This window comes from Sulfitobacter sediminis (genome assembly GCF_040811725.1).
Lineage (GTDB): Bacteria > Pseudomonadota > Alphaproteobacteria > Rhodobacterales > Rhodobacteraceae > Sulfitobacter > Sulfitobacter sediminis.
Window position 1 is genome coordinate 36,140 of sequence record NZ_JBFNXX010000001.1, and the last position, 14,967, is coordinate 51,106.

The 14,967-nt window shown below is 60.9% G+C and carries 15 protein-coding genes; 9 read left to right on the plus strand and 6 right to left on the minus strand.

All coding sequences use genetic code 11. The annotated features are described in order from the left end of the window. Nucleotide 1 precedes the first annotated feature (1 nt). Nucleotides 2-730, minus strand: coding sequence for a Crp/Fnr family transcriptional regulator (locus AB2B41_RS00175; RefSeq protein WP_367875704.1), 729 nt, complete (start codon nt 728-730; stop codon nt 2-4). A gap of 87 nt (nt 731-817) precedes the next feature. Here AB2B41_RS00175 and AB2B41_RS00180 point away from each other — a divergent pair, with 87 nt between their 5' ends. Next, nucleotides 818-1,174, plus strand: a complete 357-nt coding sequence (locus tag AB2B41_RS00180) for a hypothetical protein (RefSeq protein WP_367875705.1) — start codon at nt 818-820, stop codon at nt 1,172-1,174. Here the strand turns inward: AB2B41_RS00180 and AB2B41_RS00185 are convergent. The 3 genes from AB2B41_RS00185 to AB2B41_RS00195 form a co-directional block, all read right to left on the minus strand. Continuing rightward, the gene (locus tag AB2B41_RS00185) at nt 1,134-1,484 is read right to left on the minus strand and encodes a hypothetical protein (protein ID WP_367875706.1); all 351 of its coding nucleotides are present in this window, start codon (nt 1,482-1,484) and stop codon (nt 1,134-1,136) included. The genes AB2B41_RS00180 and AB2B41_RS00185 overlap by 41 nt on opposite strands. Nucleotide 1,485: 1 nt before the next feature. Next, complete coding sequence (locus tag AB2B41_RS00190; protein WP_367875707.1) at nt 1,486-1,812, minus strand: ElaB/YgaM/YqjD family protein; 327 nt, start codon at nt 1,810-1,812, stop codon at nt 1,486-1,488. A gap of 116 nt (nt 1,813-1,928) precedes the next feature. Next, entirely contained in the window at nt 1,929-2,738 is an 810-nt protein-coding gene (locus AB2B41_RS00195; protein WP_367875708.1) for a response regulator, read from the minus strand. A 113-nt stretch (nt 2,739-2,851) separates the two neighbouring features. On the opposite strand from AB2B41_RS00195, the gene AB2B41_RS00200 reads away from it, so the two are divergent. The 4 genes from AB2B41_RS00200 to AB2B41_RS00215 all read left to right on the plus strand — a co-directional run bounded on the left by AB2B41_RS00200 (nt 2,852) and on the right by AB2B41_RS00215 (nt 5,542). Continuing rightward, nucleotides 2,852-3,007 (plus strand): NepR family anti-sigma factor, encoded by a 156-nt coding sequence (locus AB2B41_RS00200; protein ID WP_367875709.1) that lies wholly within the window; start codon nt 2,852-2,854, stop codon nt 3,005-3,007. Next, the gene (locus tag AB2B41_RS00205) at nt 3,004-3,561 is read left to right on the plus strand and encodes an RNA polymerase sigma factor (RefSeq protein ID WP_367875710.1); all 558 of its coding nucleotides are present in this window, start codon (nt 3,004-3,006) and stop codon (nt 3,559-3,561) included. Before AB2B41_RS00200 ends, AB2B41_RS00205 begins: the two co-directional genes overlap by 4 nt. A gap of 2 nt (nt 3,562-3,563) precedes the next feature. Continuing rightward, nucleotides 3,564-5,285, plus strand: a complete 1,722-nt coding sequence (locus AB2B41_RS00210; protein ID WP_367875711.1) for a sensor histidine kinase — start codon at nt 3,564-3,566, stop codon at nt 5,283-5,285. A gap of 98 nt (nt 5,286-5,383) precedes the next feature. Continuing rightward, nucleotides 5,384-5,542 carry a hypothetical protein gene (locus AB2B41_RS00215; protein WP_367875712.1) on the plus strand — a complete coding sequence of 53 codons (159 nt, stop codon included), beginning with the start codon at nt 5,384-5,386 and terminating at the stop codon, nt 5,540-5,542. A 52-nt stretch (nt 5,543-5,594) separates the two neighbouring features. Here the strand turns inward: AB2B41_RS00215 and AB2B41_RS00220 are convergent, their stop codons facing one another. Continuing rightward, on the minus strand, nt 5,595-6,146 hold the full coding sequence (locus AB2B41_RS00220) for a cupin domain-containing protein (protein ID WP_367875713.1): 552 nt from the start codon (nt 6,144-6,146) through the stop codon (nt 5,595-5,597). Nucleotides 6,147-6,334: 188 nt separating this feature from the next. Here AB2B41_RS00220 and gabT point away from each other — a divergent pair, with 188 nt between their 5' ends. Further along, on the plus strand, nt 6,335-7,741 hold the full coding sequence (gabT, locus tag AB2B41_RS00225; protein WP_367875714.1) for a 4-aminobutyrate--2-oxoglutarate transaminase: 1,407 nt from the start codon (nt 6,335-6,337) through the stop codon (nt 7,739-7,741). 71 nt (nt 7,742-7,812) lie between these two features. Here gabT and AB2B41_RS00230 read toward each other — a convergent pair whose 3' ends face one another. Next, nucleotides 7,813-9,411, minus strand: a complete 1,599-nt coding sequence (locus tag AB2B41_RS00230) for an FMN-binding glutamate synthase family protein (RefSeq protein ID WP_420014272.1) — start codon at nt 9,409-9,411, stop codon at nt 7,813-7,815. Between the two features lie 414 nt (nt 9,412-9,825). Here AB2B41_RS00230 and AB2B41_RS00235 point away from each other — a divergent pair, with 414 nt between their 5' ends. The 3 genes from AB2B41_RS00235 to AB2B41_RS00245 all read left to right on the plus strand — a co-directional run bounded on the left by AB2B41_RS00235 (nt 9,826) and on the right by AB2B41_RS00245 (nt 14,920). Then, nucleotides 9,826-10,782: a TAXI family TRAP transporter solute-binding subunit gene (locus AB2B41_RS00235; protein WP_367875716.1), complete on the plus strand. Its 957-nt coding sequence runs from the start codon at nt 9,826-9,828 to the stop codon at nt 10,780-10,782. 108 nt (nt 10,783-10,890) lie between these two features. Then, on the plus strand, nt 10,891-13,641 hold the full coding sequence (locus tag AB2B41_RS00240) for a TRAP transporter permease (RefSeq protein ID WP_367875717.1): 2,751 nt from the start codon (nt 10,891-10,893) through the stop codon (nt 13,639-13,641). A gap of 166 nt (nt 13,642-13,807) precedes the next feature. After that, complete coding sequence (locus tag AB2B41_RS00245; protein WP_367875718.1) at nt 13,808-14,920, plus strand: carbon-nitrogen hydrolase family protein; 1,113 nt, start codon at nt 13,808-13,810, stop codon at nt 14,918-14,920. The last annotated feature ends 47 nt before the right edge of the window (nt 14,921-14,967 follow it).

A 14,967-nucleotide genomic window follows, 5' to 3' on the forward strand; every position in this document is an offset into this window, starting at 1 on the left:
GTTACATTAGCGGCCGCTTCATTGGTGTGTCAGCTGACGTAACGCCTACCTCTGCCAGTGCATCGATATCATTGATCCGCAGCACGCCCTCATTCCACGAGGCAAGCTGCCGTTCCTTGAGCTTTTTCAGCGTCTTGTTGGTGTGCACGAGCGACAGACCCAACGCATCCGCAAGGTCCCGCTGCGTAAAGGCAAAGGGCATCTCGCCGTTGGACACAAGGCCAAGCGCGTCGCCGCGCATGAACACACGCACCAGCGCCCAGGCAATCGACTGCATCGCGTTGCGCCGTCCGATACTTGAGAGCGCCTCGCCCAGAAAATGCTCTTCCACCGCCGCGAGCCAGGTCACATCATAGCCGCGTGACGGATTAGTCTTGAAAAAACCCATGAACTCCGAACGGTCGAACACGCAGAGCCGCATGCGCGTGCGGGCCTCAACCGAATGAGACATCTCGCCCAGAACGCCCGCTTGAAGCCCGATAAAATCGCCCGGAAAGACAAAGTTGATCACCTGCCGCTCGCCGTTCTCCAGGGCCAAATCCCTGATCCCCATGCCGGAAAGCACCGTGTAAAGCTGGGGGGCATTCGACCCCTCCATGAGGATCGGGGTGCCTGCGTCAACCGTCAATTCACCCACCTTGAAACGCTGCATGGCAGCCAGCTCCTCGCTGGTCATGGTCTTGAACAGGTTCTTGCCATGGAGGGGGCAGTTCTTGCATTTCGTCGTCATTAATTTCTGTCCTTGGGTATGTCACAGTTTAATGCGGCTGCTTCGCAGCGAGGCTAGCTTGCAGGTTCAGAAAGGGTGAGTACCAGAATGCCGTTCATCGTCGTCGAGGGGGATCCCTTCGTTCGTGCAGACATCAGTGAGGCTCTGGCGGAGGAATTTCCGTCGGAGGACGTTGTCATGCTTGAATCGGTTGAGGAACTCGACGGCCATCGTACCCGTCCCTCCGCAGATACCGTGCTCATCGTCTCGACAAATGAGCAGGAAACACTGCCAGCCCTTCCTGATCCCTTCGACAAATCCAGAACGGTGTTCATCGTGGACCATTCCGATCTGTTGATCCCGGCGCCTGACAATCAGGCCTATCTTCAGCGCCCGTTCAGCAGCGCGACTCTGATCGCCGCGGTCAGGACCGTGCTTTTTGACCCGCCCGAAGGCCGGTCATGAAGGCTTCGACGATCTTCGGCCCGATATCGTCTTCGGCCGCCGTCTGACTTGCATTGCTCCGACCTTCTGGTTCGGCGGACCCTTTCGCCGACATCACCCCGATCAGGATCAGGCCTACGCCCGAATAGGCTCCGCCGATGATCAGCGCGGCATTCAGCGCCGTGGTCACCGAAGTAATGAACAACCAAGCCGCTACCGTCAGAAACGCGATCCCGACTGTCAGGCAGAGCACGGCGCCCAGACCGAGCGCGGCCTTGCGCGCGGTCCGGGCGGCTGCATCCTGTGCCCGATCAATGAACCGGTCGAACATCTTACCGGCGAGCCGTGAACATTCCGACAAGAAAGCCCACGCCAGCGGCGATACCAAGCGCCGTCGCCGGCTGGTTGCGCACGAAGTCTTCGGCGTGCAACTGGGCCTCGACCGCCTTCTCACGACCGGCCCGCGCTGTCTCGCGCGCCTTGGTCTTCGCGTATTCGCTTGCTTCGGCGCCTTTGGCCTTGGTGTAAGTGCCCAGCGCGTCCGTCAGACTGGCGATATCGGCCTTCAGGATGTCGATCTGTGCCGACAGGTCCTCAATGGAAATATCCGTGTCGGTCGCGCGACCATTCTTCGCTGTGGATTTGGCAGTGCTTGCCATTTTGTCATCCTCCTGGCTTTGCATTCAGTTGAATCAGCAACGCAAGGCGAAGGAGTTGGTTCCACAAAAAAAAACCCGGCACCGGGCCGGGGCTTTTTTTCGTCGCAAGAACGATGTCAGGCGTTCAGCGTTTCGGTCGAAGAAAAGAACATCGCCTGCGAAACCGAAGATTCTACCTGATCGACCGAGTATGGCTTGGAAATCAGGAAGGCCGGCTCTGGCTTGTCCCCGGTCAGGAGCCGCTCTGGGAAGGCGGTGATGAAGATCACTGGGCGCATGCCAAGCTCCTGCAGGATATCATTGACCGCGTCGATCCCCGAGGAATTATCGGCAAGCTGGATATCGGCCAGGATCAGGTCGGGCGTGTCTGCGCGGGCCAGCGCGATGGCCTCGTCGCGGGTGCGGGCGATGCCGGTGATCCGGTGTCCCATGTCGGCTACGATGGATTCGATATCCATTGCGATGATGGCTTCATCCTCGATGATCATGACCGATCCGGACGCGCTATCCGCCATCTCGCGGCGCGCGATGCTGGTCAGCTCCTCCGCCTCAGCCTGATCGACGCCGATGATCTTGGCGACCTCCGAGAACGAAAACCCCTCGATGGTGTGCAGCAGCAGCGCCTCGCGGCTGTTGTTGGTCAGGCTGGCAAGGCGCCGTTGCGCCTTGGCGCGTGCGCCCGTCTCGCCGTCTTCGATCGGTGCACCGGCACTGGCCCAGATACCGTAAAGAACCTTAAAAAGACCGACCTTCACATCATGTCCATCAAGAATAGAGCGATCGGCGAGGATGGCTTCCAGTGCAGCGGCCGCAAAGGTGTCGCCGCTTTGCTGACTGCCCGTCATCGCGCGGGAGAACCGACGGAGATAGGGAATATTGGCTCCAAGTTGGTCGCTTACGGATTGTACTTGCGATGTGTCACTCATCAACGCGGTCCTTTTTTTGAACTTTCTGGGAACCAAACGCCCGCACGCCGCGTTTGGTTCCGATCCGAGTGAAATATTCTGTGCACGCCTGTGCAAAATCAGAGGTCAGACTTGTGAATACGCCGAAAAAAGATGATCGTGAAAGGGCGATTGACGAAAATCTCAAGAAGGTTTTCGAACAGACGCTCGAAGAAGGTATTCCAGACCGCTTCAAGACCCTGCTGTCCCAGCTTAAGGAGCAGGACAGCGGCCAAGGCTCTTCGAAATGAGTACTGCCGATCCACGCGACGAACTGGTCGAACATCTGCCCGCGATGCGGGCCTTTGCGATCAGCCTGACGCGCAACGGGGCGATTGCCGATGACATGGTGCAAGACACACTGGTCAAGGCCTGGACCAACATCGACAAGTTCGAGGTGGGCACGAACATGCGTGCCTGGCTCTTCACGATCCTGCGCAACACCTATTATTCAAACCGCCGCAAGGCCAAGCGAGAGGTCGCCGACGTCGACGGTGTCTTTACCGAGAGCCTGGCAGAGAAGCCGGCCCACGACGGTCACATGCAGCTTGCCGATTTTCGCCGTGCCCTGATGCAACTCAAGGACGAGCAGCGCGAGGCGCTTCTGCTTGTCGGCGCATCGGGCTTTTCCTATGAAGAAGCGGCAGAGATGTGCGGTGTGGCCATCGGGACCATCAAAAGCCGGACAAACCGGGCGCGCGCGCAGCTTGCCGAGATATTGGGCATGAATGAGAATGAAGCAATGGAAATGACGGACGACGCCACGATGTCGGTCTTGTCGGCATCCAAGGTTTCCAGCTTCTAGAAATGACGTCCGGTTTCTTCAACGGAGACCTCTTGAGGGGACTGGCCTTTCGTGTCCTCTTTTTCCTCTCGCTTGCACTTTTGCCCATCGGCCTGATCGCGATCAGCCAGACGCAGCAAATCGCCGAGCAGAACCGCGTCAACGCCGAACTTTCCCTGGTCGCCATCACAGAACAGGCGGCGACGGCGGAGGGCCAGATCATCCAGGAGGCTTTCGGTGCCGCCGAAGCGATCGGATCGGTCGTCCGCCTGCACCGGCATGACCTGAGCGAATGCTCGGAATTTCTCCGCGACTATCAGACGGCAAATCCCTTCTACAGCCTTGTCGGTTTCATTCAGCTGGACGGAATGATGCATTGCTCCTCTGCCGAGGGCTCCTTTGACTTTTCAGAAGACCCGGGCCTGATCGAGGTGCTTTCGCCCCCCACCCGCCTGGCGCGTTCGATTACGGTGGGCGCGGTGACCAACGAACCTGTGACGGTCGTGGCAACGCCGCTCTTCGAACGGGCTGAGGTTGTCGGTGCCGTCACCATCTCCATTCCCATGGAATCCTTCGCGACGATCAAGGAGCCGGCCATTGCCAGACGGCCCATCGCCCTGATGACCTTCAACCAGAAGGGCGAAATCCTGACGGCAGAGAAGGGGCGGCAAGCCGTTGCCGGCGAATTACCGCTGAATGTTTCCCTCGCGGTGTTCACCGACCGCGAGTCCGCCGTTTTCGAGGCCGAAAACGTCGACGGCTTGACGCGCGTCTACGCCGTAACGCCGATTGTGAAGAACGCGGTTTTTGCCGTGAGCGTATGGCCCATCGACACGCCCTTCCTGAATCCCTCGATCGTCACGCGCCTCGGTGCGCTTGTGCCCATCGTCATGTGGGCGGCAAGCCTCATTGTGGCATTCTGGGCGCTCAACCGGCTGGCGATCCGGCACATCCGCAAACTCGTGCGCCAGATGCGGCGGTTCGCGCTGAACCGGAACCTCCCGCGCGAAACCCTGGGCGCCGGCGTGCCCACCGAACTGGTAGAGATGGAAGCCGCCTTTATCAGCATGGGCGAAAGCATTCTGCGCGACGAGGCGATCCTCGAAGACAGCCTGCGCGAGAAGAACATCCTGCTCAAGGAGGTTCACCACCGGGTCAAGAACAACCTGCAACTGATCTCATCGATCATGAACATGCAGATTCGTCAGGCCAAGACCGAGAACGCCCGGCTGGTTCTGCGCCGCCTGCAGGAACGTATTCTCAGCCTCGCCACGGTGCACAAGAATCTCTACCAGAACGACAATCTCGTGCGCGTGGATGCGGCCGCGCTGCTGCACGAAATCGTCAATCAGCTTTTGTCCGTGGGCCTTGCCCCCGGTTCGAACGTGAGGGTCGACCAGAACTATGCCCCGGTAAGCCTGGAAGCTGACGATGCCGCGCCACTTACCCTGCTGGTTTCCGAGGCGGTGACAAACGCCTTGAAATACGTGGCCCAGCACACCGCTGAGGGAGGGGAAATTTCCGTCACCCTGGAACAGGAAGGGCCCGAGCAGGCCAAGCTGACCGTCAGCAACACCACCGGCGGCACGCCCAACGAGGAGGGCACTGGCCTCGGCTCCCGTTTGATCCACGCATTTGCGCGGCAATTGAACGGTCAGATCAACGTCATCGAGGCTGAAGGTCGCTACACCATCGAGATTTCGTTTCCAGTGCCGCAGGAAGAGAAACCGGTCTACGACTATTGATCGTCGTAGCCGCGCTGCAGAAAAATATCCTGGTCCTTGGAACCCGTCCGCGCGCCGTGTCGTTGGGAACACAAGACGAAGCTCAGAAAGGACTGACCATGAACATCGATATTTTCCTCGGTGGCTTGGCAAGTCTGGTTTTGGTGGCGATCATCATCGTTACTCTGACCTCGAATGGCCGAAGACAGGTTTCCGAAAGGAGCAACGGCACATCTCAGCGATCGAACAGCGATCGCGCATCAAAATCGGACCGCTAAGTCCACGAAGATCACCAGAAAGAGGCCCCGCAGTTCGCTGCGGGGTCTTCTGTTAGAAACTGGGCGGAGTGCAGGCGCTCACGATCTCGCAGACTTCGTCTCCGATATTGCGGAACCGATGCGGCAGGCGGCTGTCAAACAGATAGCCGTCACCGGGTTTGAGAATGGCGGAATGGCCATCGACCGTAACCTCGATGCTGCCGCGCACCACGATCCCGGCCTCCTCGCCCTCGTGCGATATCTCTTCTGGTCCGGTATCGCCACCGGGCGGATAGGTTTCGTGCAGAACCTGAAGCGCGTGGTTCTGGGCGTCGCCCAGCATCCGCAGCGAGAGCTTCCCGTCGCTGTCCGGCGCGATCTCGGTAAATTCGTTGGCCCTGTAAAAGACCTTTGGCGTATCCGCTTCCTCGATCGTGGAAAAGAACTCCGCCATGCTGATGGGGATCGCATCCAGAAGGCTCTTGAGCGAGGCAACCGAAGGGCTGGTGCGATTCTGCTCGATAAGAGAGATCGTGCCGTTCGTCAGACCCGCGCGGGTGGCCAGCTCGCGCTGGGACAGGCCGCGCTGCTTCCGGATTGTCTTGAGCTTATGTCCGATGTCCAATGCAGCAATCCCTGCCAAATATCCACAACGCCTTGTTAACGCGCCGCGAATCGCTTGTCACAGGCGAAATTTGGCGCGGTCCCCTAAAAAAATCATTTGACCAGAAAACAGCGATTGACAAGAATATTAAACACGAGGATAGGATTTTTTAAACGCAAGACCAGCGTTTTCATCAAAGGATTCGAGAAATGTCCAGCACCGTGAAGAAGACCCGCCGCAAGGCCGCCCCCAAGAGAAAGGCGCCGGTAGCCGAAACCAAGGCCGTGGTTGATGACATCGTGTCGAAGGCTGTCGCAGCAGCCGATGTGACCAACGCCCAGCTGATCGCCCGCCGTGATGCAGCCGTGCCGCGCGGCGTCGCCTCTGCCGCGCCGATCTACGCCAAATACGCCGAGAACGCCGAGCTGTGGGACGTAGAAGGCAACCGCTACATCGACTTCTGCGGTGGCATCGCGGTGCTGAACACGGGCCATCGTCACCCCAAGGTGATCGAGGCCGCGAAGGCGCAGGAAGACCAGTTCACGCACACCTCTTTCCAGGTCGTTCCCTATGAGCCCTACATCGCACTGGCCGAGCGTCTAAACGCACTCGCGCCGGGCGACGCGCCCAAGAAGACGCTGCTGGTCACCACGGGTGCCGAAGCCGTCGAGAACGCTGTGAAAATCGCACGCGCGGCCACCGGTCGTCCGGGTGTGATCGCCTTCACCGGCGGCTACCATGGCCGCACCCTGCTGACGCTGGGCATGACCGGCAAGATCAGCCCATACAAAAAGGACGTGGGCCCCTTCCCGGCGGACGTGTTCCGCGCGCCCTTCCCGTCGGTGCGTGACGGCATCACCGTCGAGGATGCGATCACCGGGCTCAAGAACCTGTTCCTGACCGACGCGCAGCCCAGCCGTGTCGCCTGTATCATCGTCGAGCCGGTGCTTGGCGAAGGCGGCTATACCCCGGTGCCCTTCGAGATGATGCAGCAACTGCGCGCCATCTGCGACGAACATGGCATCCTGCTGATCGCAGACGAGGTGCAGGCAGGCTTTGGCCGGACCGGCACCTGGTTCGCCATCGAACATTCCGGCGTGGTGCCGGACCTGATCACCGTGGCGAAATCCATGGCGGGTGGCTATCCGCTGGCCGGCGTGATCGGCCGCGCCGACATCATGGACGCGATGGACCCCGGCGGTTTGGGCGGAACCTACGGTGGCAACCCGGTTGCTTGCGCCGCAGCGCTGGCAGCCATCGACGCCATCGAGAAGGAAGGCCTGCTGGCCCGGTCCACCGCCATGGGCGAGACGCTCAAGGCGCGCCTGGCCGAGATCGGTGCACGCTCTGCCCCCTACCGCTTCTGGGACATCCGTGGCCTGGGTGCCATGGTGGCCGTCGAATTCGTGACCGATTTCGAGACCGCCAAGCCCGACGCCGATTTCACCAAGCGGGTGATCGCCCATGCGCTCAAGCGCGGTCTGCTGCTGCTCAGCTGTGGCATGCACGGCAACGCGCTGCGGATCATGGTACCGCTGACGGCCTCTGACGCGGTGGTCGAAGAAGGCCTTGCGATCCTCGAAGCGGCGGTTCAGGCGGCAGTCGCCGAAGCCTGATCGGTAACGGAGAAACGAAAGGCGCGCGGATTTCCGCGCGCCTTTTGTATTTTTTGAAACGTGATGGGCGTTCAGCCCGCCCGCGCAAAGGTCTCCGCCCGGGCCCGTCCCCAGCGCGATTTGTGGCCGTGATAATCCTCCGCCCCGTCATCCAGCAGAAAGCCCTCCGGCAGATAGGCATAGACGTCACTGCCCTCCGCCATGCTCTGGTCGCCCTGGCGCAGCATCAGGTGGTAGGGCAGGAAATCGCTCGGATGATGAAGACCGGCGGCGCCCGTCATCTCGCCCAGCGCCTCCATCGTATTGCGGTGGAACCGCGCGACCCTTTCGCTCTTCTGCGTCACATCCAGCGCGCGCATCCGGATCTTGTCCTGCGTGGCCACGCCTACCGGACAGTGATTGGTGTGGCAGGCCTGCGCCTGGATACAGCCCACCGCGAACATGAAACCGCGCGCCGAATTGCACCAGTCCGCGCCCAGCGCCAGGGCCCGCGCGATATCAAAGGCTGACACGATCTTGCCCGCCGCGCCGATCTTGACGTGATCGCGCAGGTTGGCACCGCGCAGGGTGTTGTGGACAAATGTCAGCCCCTCGATCATCGGCATGCCGACGTGGTTCGAAAACTCCACCGGTGCCGCACCCGTACCGCCCTCGGTCCCGTCAACGACGATGAAATCCGGCGTGATCCCGGTTTCAATCATCGCCTTTACCATGCACATGAATTCACGCCGGTGCCCGATGCACAGCTTGAAGCCCACAGGCTTGCCGCCCGACAGCTCACGCAGCTTGCCAAGGAACTCCATCACCTCGATCGGCGTGGAGAAGGCCGAATGCGCGGCGGGAGACACGCAGTCCTTGCCCATCGGAACCCCCCGTGCCTCTGCAATTTCGGGCGAGATTTTCGAAGCAGGCAGCAGGCCGCCATGACCGGGCTTGGCCCCCTGGCTCAGCTTCAGCTCGATCATCTTGATCTGGTCCAGCGACGCGGTCTCGCGGAATTTTTCCGGATCGAAGGACCCATCCGGCGCGCGGCTCCCGAAATAGCCCGACGCAAGCTGATAGATCAGGTCGCCGCCGCCGGCCTTGTGATAGCGGCTCACCGATCCTTCGCCGGTGTCATGGGCAAACCCGCCCTTGCGCGCCCCGGTGTTCAACGCCTGGATGGCATTTGCCGAAAGCGAGCCGAAGCTCATCGCGGAGATGTTGTAGAGAGAGGCCGAATAGGGCTTGCTGCATTGCGGTCCCCCGACCGTCGTGCGGAAATCGAAATCCTCGATATGCACCGGCTGCACGGAATGCGTGACCCAGGAATACCCCGCGTCATAGACGCGCTGGCGCGTGCCGAACGGCCGCGCGTCCTCCTGACCCTTTGCGCGCTGGTAAACAAGGCTCCTGTCATCGCGGCTGAACGGCTCCTCGTCCTGATCGGATTCGATCAGGTACTGGCGGATTTCAGGCCGGATGCCTTCGAAGAAAAACCGCATGTGGCCAAGAACCGGGTAGTTTCGCAGGATCGAATGCGATGTCTGCGTGACGTCGTAGACGCCCATGATGGTCAGCACCGCGAACAGCGCAAAGGGGAGGGCAAACCACCATGACCATGCGAGTGTCAGCACAAATGACACCAATGACAGCACCGTCACCCCGGCGAATGTCGCGAATCTGGTCATCTCTCCCAATCTAGGCATGGTGTCCCCTGTTCTTCTGCCTGTGTTTTTGCCCGGTCAACTCTGCCGAGATACCGGACTTTCGCAAGCTTTTGCGCGATCAAGCAAGAAAAACCTTACTGAAGGGTTTTTTGAGAGCGACGCATTGGAGGACGAAATCCACTAATCAGATCAATAAGATAATATTCATCGGTCCGTATGGGAAAAGCTTGCTTGTAGAGTAAGGGAAACCTGCCTAGCATGATTCCCAGATTCCCGCGTGGGCCCATGACGGTGCCGTAATTTCGCGGGGGCAGAGACAGGAATCGCGCCCCTGATCCGATCCCAAGGACCGGAGAATGGGCGGATGATCGTCTCACATAATGCGTGCCTTCTGATCATTTGGGCGCGGAAAAATAAAAAGGGAGAACAGACAGTATGAAAATGTTCAGAATGCTTGCTCTTGCCGGGGCGATGGCTGCCGGTTCGGCAGCGACGGCACAGGAAAAATTCATTACCATCGGTACAGGCGGTCAAACCGGCGTGTACTTCGTTGTCGGTCAGTCGATCTGCCGACTTGTGAACCGCGGTTCCGCCGATCACGGGCTCAAGTGCACCGCGCCCTCGACCGGTGGTTCCATCGCGAACATCAACGCGATCAAGGCCGGTGACATGGACATGGGCGTGGCCCAGTCCGACTGGCAGTTCCATGCCTACAATGGCTCCTCGCAGTTCGAGGGTGACAAGTTCGACAAGCTGCGCGCGGTGTTCTCGGTGCACGGCGAACCCTTCAACGTGATCGCCCGCGCCGACAGCGGCATCAACACCTTCGACGACCTGAAGGGCAAGCGTGTCAACATCGGCAACCCCGGTTCCGGCCAGCGCGCCACCATGGAAGTCGTGATGAACGCCAAGGGCTGGACGCTGGATGACTTCGCGCTCGCCTCGGAGCTGAAGCCCGCCGAGCAGGCGGCCGCACTTGGCGATAACAAGGTCGACGCGATCATCTACACCGTGGGTCACCCCAACGGGTCCATCCAGGAAGCGGTCAGCACCATCGACGCCAAGCTGGTGCCGGTGGAAGGTCCGGAAATCCAGGGTCTGATCGACAACAACCCCTACTATGCTGCAGCCACAGTGCCGGGCGGCATGTACAAGGGCACTGACAGCGACGTGAACACCTTCGGTGTGAAGGCGACCTTCGTCACCTCCGCAGACGTTGACGAAGAAGTCGTCTATCAGGTGGTCAAGGCGGTCTTTGACAACTTCGACCGCTTCAAGCGGTTGCACCCCGCCTTCGAGAACCTGACCGAAGAGGAAATGATCTCGGGCGGCCTCTCCGCGCCCCTGCATCCGGGTGCCGAAAAGTACTACAAGGAACGCGGCTGGATGTAAGCCAACCTCTTGAAAACAAACGTGGCGGCGGTCGTTTGACCGCCGTCGCAGGGCACTTCGCCCAAACGATCAAGCACCCGGAAAATCGGGGCTGACAGGGGGACAGTCATGACAGAGAAAGAGCAACAGCAAGCCGCCGCCGTTGAGGCAGAAGCCGCCGGGCACGGTGGTCTCAGCCAGGCAGAACTCGACGAACTGGTCGCATCTTCAGATACCGGTGGCAGGTCCGTAGGCGGGGGCGTGGGCCTTCTGCTGATGCTTGTCGCACTCGGCTGGTCCCTCTTCCAACTCTACATCGCTTCACCCATCGGCCTTTTCAACGACACGCTTGCCCGTTCTATCCACTTGGGCTTTGCCGTCTTCCTCGGCATCATGATGTTCCCCGCCGCGCGCACGACTTTCCAGCTGGCGCTGGGCATCATCGTGCCCCTCGCGCTCGCCGCGCTCTTCATGGTCGCGGCCAAGGACAATATCGCGACATGGTGGATCCCGATCCCCGCCATCGCCGTTGCCGCAACCGTGATCCTCGGCTCGCCCAAGGATCGTGTGCCAATCTGGGAATGGGCTCTGGCCGTCGCCGGAGCCGGTGCGGCGCTCTATCTTTTCCTGTTCTACCGGGACATCGCCAGCCGCGTCGGCGCGCCGATCATGCAGGACTACGTGGTCGCTGTGATCGGCATGATGATCCTGCTCGAAGCAACGCGCCGCGCGCTTGGCCCAGCGCTGATGATCGTGGCCTCGGTCTTCCTGCTCTACACCGTCCTCGGCCCCAATATGCCGGGCATCATCGCGCACAAGGGCAACAGCCTGTCCGAGATCGTGAACCACCAGTGGATCACCACCGAAGGTGTCTTTGGCATCGCGCTGGGCGTCTCGACCTCCTTCGTGTTTCTCTTCGTGCTCTTCGGCTCTCTTCTCGACCGGGCGGGTGCCGGTAACTACTTCATCCAGGTGGCATTTTCGCTGATGGGCCACATGAAGGGCGGCCCGGCCAAGGCGGCCGTCGTGTCCTCGGCAATGACGGGCCTGATCTCGGGTTCCTCCATCGCGAACGTTGTGACGACGGGGACCTTCACCATTCCGCTGATGAAGAAAGTGGGCTTCAATTCCGAAAAAGCGGGCGCGGTCGAGGTGGCCTCGTCCGTCAACGGCCAGATCATGCCGCCGGTTATGGGGGCCGCGGCCTTCCTCATGGTGGAATACGTCGGCATTCCCTATTTCGACGTGGTCAAGCACGCCTTCCTGCCTGCCGTGATCTCTTACATCGCGCTCGTCTACATCGTGCACCTCGAGGCATTGAAGGCCGGCATGGAAGGCCTGCCGCGCGCGGTCGAGCCCAAGCCCTGGGTGGCCTGGCTCATCTCCGTCGCATTTACCATCGCGGCAATCTGCGCGCTTAGTTTCGCGGTCTATTACCTGATGGGCTGGATCCGGCCCGCCTTCCCCGAGACCGCAGGCTACATCATCTTCGTCTTCCTCACCCTGGTCTATGTCGCCTTGCTCTATGTCGCATCGCGCGAGGCACCGCTGAAGCTTGACGATCCCAACAGCCCGGTGACCACGCTTCCGCTGCCCGGCCCCACGGTCCGGTCCGGTCTGCATTTCATCCTGCCGGTGGTCGTGCTGGTCTGGGCGCTGATGGTCGACCGCCTGTCGCCGGGTCTCTCGGCCTTCTGGGCGGCGGCCTACATGATCTTCATCCTGCTGACCCAGCGCCCGCTGATGGCGATCTTCCGCGGCGAGAGCAAACTTGCCTCGGACATCAGGGACGGCTTTTTGGACCTGATCGACGGTCTGGTCACAGGTGCGCGCAACATGATCGGTATCGGTATCGCCACGGCGACCGCCGGTATCATCGTGGGCGCGGTCAGCCAGACGGGCGTCGGCTCGGCCCTCGCGGACGTGGTCGAGGTGCTCTCGGGCGGCAATATCCTTGCCATTCTCGCGCTGACGGCGGTTCTGTCGCTGATCCTCGGCATGGGCCTGCCCACCACGGCCAACTACATCGTGGTCTCGGCCCTGCTTGCCCCTGTCATCGTCACGCTGGGCCAGCAGAACGGCCTGATCGTGCCGCTGATCGCCGTGCACCTTTTCGTCTTCTACTTCGGCATCATGGCCGACGTGACACCGCCCGTTGGCCTTGCGTCCTTCGCGGCGGCGGCCGTGTCGGGCGGCGATCCGATCAAGACAGGTGTCGTGGCCTTCTTCTATTCGCTCCGGACGGCGGCACTGCCCTTCCTCTTCATCTTCAACACCGAACTTCTGTTGATCGGTGTCGGATGGGGGCAGGGGATATTCGTCTTCATCGTGGCGACCATCGCGATGCTGCTCTTTGCGGCGGCGACGCAGGGCTGGTTCTTTGCCAAGAACCGCTTTTACGAGACGATCGCGCTCTTGCTGATCGCCTTTACCCTGTTCCGTCCGGGTTTCTGGATGGACATGATCTCGCCCCCCTATGACGAGGTGGCCCCGACCGAGATCCAGCAGGCGGCGAACGACACGCCGGCGGGTGAATACCTGCGCCTGCGCATCGCCGGTATCAACGATCTTGGCGATCCGATCGAGTTCGTGGCACTCCTGACGCTGCCCGAAGGCGCGACCGGCGAGGAAAAGCTTGAGAATGCTGGCCTGGCCTTCCGCCAGGACGGCGACAAGATGATTGTCGATGACGTGGTCTTCGATTCCGCCGCCCAGAAGGCGGGGCTCGATTGGGATCAGGAAATCCTGCGCGTGCTCAAGCCGGAACCGCAGCCCTCGAAGTACCTGATGTTCATTCCTGCGCTGGTTCTTCTGGCGCTGATCATCTTCATGCAACGCGGGCGCGCGTCACGGGGTGCGCGCCAGCAGGCTGCGGCGTAACTGTCATCTTTGCGCAACGGTCATATCAGCCTTGCGGGGCGCTCTTAACGAGGTGTGCGTTCACCTGTTCCCCTTGCGCCCGGATGGGCGTAAGAGCGGGGCAATTCGGCGCTCCTCCTCCCATGGCGATCTTCGCCACGCGCCGTGCTTCACGGAGTGATATGATATGACCCCCTTCGCGATTGCAGGCGTACAAATGTACGTCAACGCCCTGCATTCCAACGTCGATGGCATGATCCACCGGCTGGACATCCTGATGGCGCGATTCCCCTGGACGCAGATGGTGCTGTTCTCGGAACTGGCACCCTTCGGTCCCTTGGACAAATTCGCGCTGCCACCGCAGAACGACACGATCGAGCAATTCCAGGAAGCCGCGCGAAAGCACCGCGTCTGGCTGGTGCCCGGCTCGATGTTCCTCAAGAACCCCGAGGACGGACGCGTCTATAACACCTCGCTGGTCATCAACCCAGAAGGCGAGGTGATCCGGCGCTACGCTAAGATGTTCCCCTTCCGGCCCTACGAGACGGGGATCGCGGCAGGCACGGATTTCTGCGTCTTCGACGTGCCCGACGTGGGCCGTTTCGGCCTGTCGATCTGTTATGACATGTGGTTCCCCGAAACCACGCGGCAACTGACGTCGCAGGGCGTCGAAGTGCTGCTGCACCCGGTGCTTACCGGCACCACCGACCGCGACGCGGAGCTTGCCATCGCGCGGGCGACGGCAGCACAGTTCCAGTGCTACATTTTCGACGTCAACGGCCTTGGCGCGGGCGGTGTCGGCCGGTCCTGCGTGGTCGATCCGACGTCGATGGTGCTGCACCAGTCGGCGGGACAAGAGGACATGTTCCCCATCGAGATCGACCTCGACATGGTCCGCCGTCAGCGCGAGATGGGCATGAAAGGCCTCGGACAGGTGCTCAAATCCTTCCGCGACCGCTCAACCGATTTCTCGGTTTACGACCGCAACAGCGGAACGGATGCCTATCTCAAGACGTTGGGTCCGCTCGAAATACCGCAACAGGGAAGTCGTGCGGGGCTGCACGTGGACGTGCCCGCCCAGCGCGTGCCGGATGCACCGGCCTACAAGGGACACGACATGATGCCGAGCTTTTCGCATCACACCGCTGGTTTCCCGCCCGAACCGCTTCCGAACCCGTCCGCCGGCAGTGCGAACATGCCGGCGGATGCCGAAACCCCGGCAGCGCCCTCAGCGGCGATGCCAAATCCGCCTGTCAAACCCGGTGTTCTGACGGGCACAGAAGAAACATCCAGCGGGTAAGTCCCCTGTAAATCTCCCGGCGCGTTCCCGCGCGCCGGGCTGGAATG

Bases quoted from the DNA above. Each gene is read 5' to 3' on its own strand.
- AB2B41_RS00230 (WP_420014272.1), bottom strand. From the start codon at position 9,411: ATGACCAGATTCGCGACATTCGCCGGGGTGACGGTGCTGTCATTGGTG.
- AB2B41_RS00190 (WP_367875707.1), bottom strand. From the start codon at position 1,812: ATGGCAAGCACTGCCAAATCCACAGCGAAGAATGGTCGCGCGACCGAC.
- AB2B41_RS00210 (WP_367875711.1), top strand. From the start codon at position 3,564: ATGACGTCCGGTTTCTTCAACGGAGACCTCTTGAGGGGACTGGCCTTT.
- AB2B41_RS00185 (WP_367875706.1), bottom strand. From the start codon at position 1,484: ATGTTCGACCGGTTCATTGATCGGGCACAGGATGCAGCCGCCCGGACC.
- AB2B41_RS00215 (WP_367875712.1), top strand. From the start codon at position 5,384: ATGAACATCGATATTTTCCTCGGTGGCTTGGCAAGTCTGGTTTTGGTG.
- gabT (WP_367875714.1), top strand. From the start codon at position 6,335: ATGTCCAGCACCGTGAAGAAGACCCGCCGCAAGGCCGCCCCCAAGAGA.
- AB2B41_RS00235 (WP_367875716.1), top strand. From the start codon at position 9,826: ATGAAAATGTTCAGAATGCTTGCTCTTGCCGGGGCGATGGCTGCCGGT.
- AB2B41_RS00180 (WP_367875705.1), top strand. From the start codon at position 818: ATGCCGTTCATCGTCGTCGAGGGGGATCCCTTCGTTCGTGCAGACATC.
- AB2B41_RS00205 (WP_367875710.1), top strand. From the start codon at position 3,004: ATGAGTACTGCCGATCCACGCGACGAACTGGTCGAACATCTGCCCGCG.
- AB2B41_RS00175 (WP_367875704.1), bottom strand. From the start codon at position 730: ATGACGACGAAATGCAAGAACTGCCCCCTCCATGGCAAGAACCTGTTC.
- AB2B41_RS00240 (WP_367875717.1), top strand. From the start codon at position 10,891: ATGACAGAGAAAGAGCAACAGCAAGCCGCCGCCGTTGAGGCAGAAGCC.
- AB2B41_RS00195 (WP_367875708.1), bottom strand. From the start codon at position 2,738: ATGAGTGACACATCGCAAGTACAATCCGTAAGCGACCAACTTGGAGCC.
- AB2B41_RS00245 (WP_367875718.1), top strand. From the start codon at position 13,808: ATGACCCCCTTCGCGATTGCAGGCGTACAAATGTACGTCAACGCCCTG.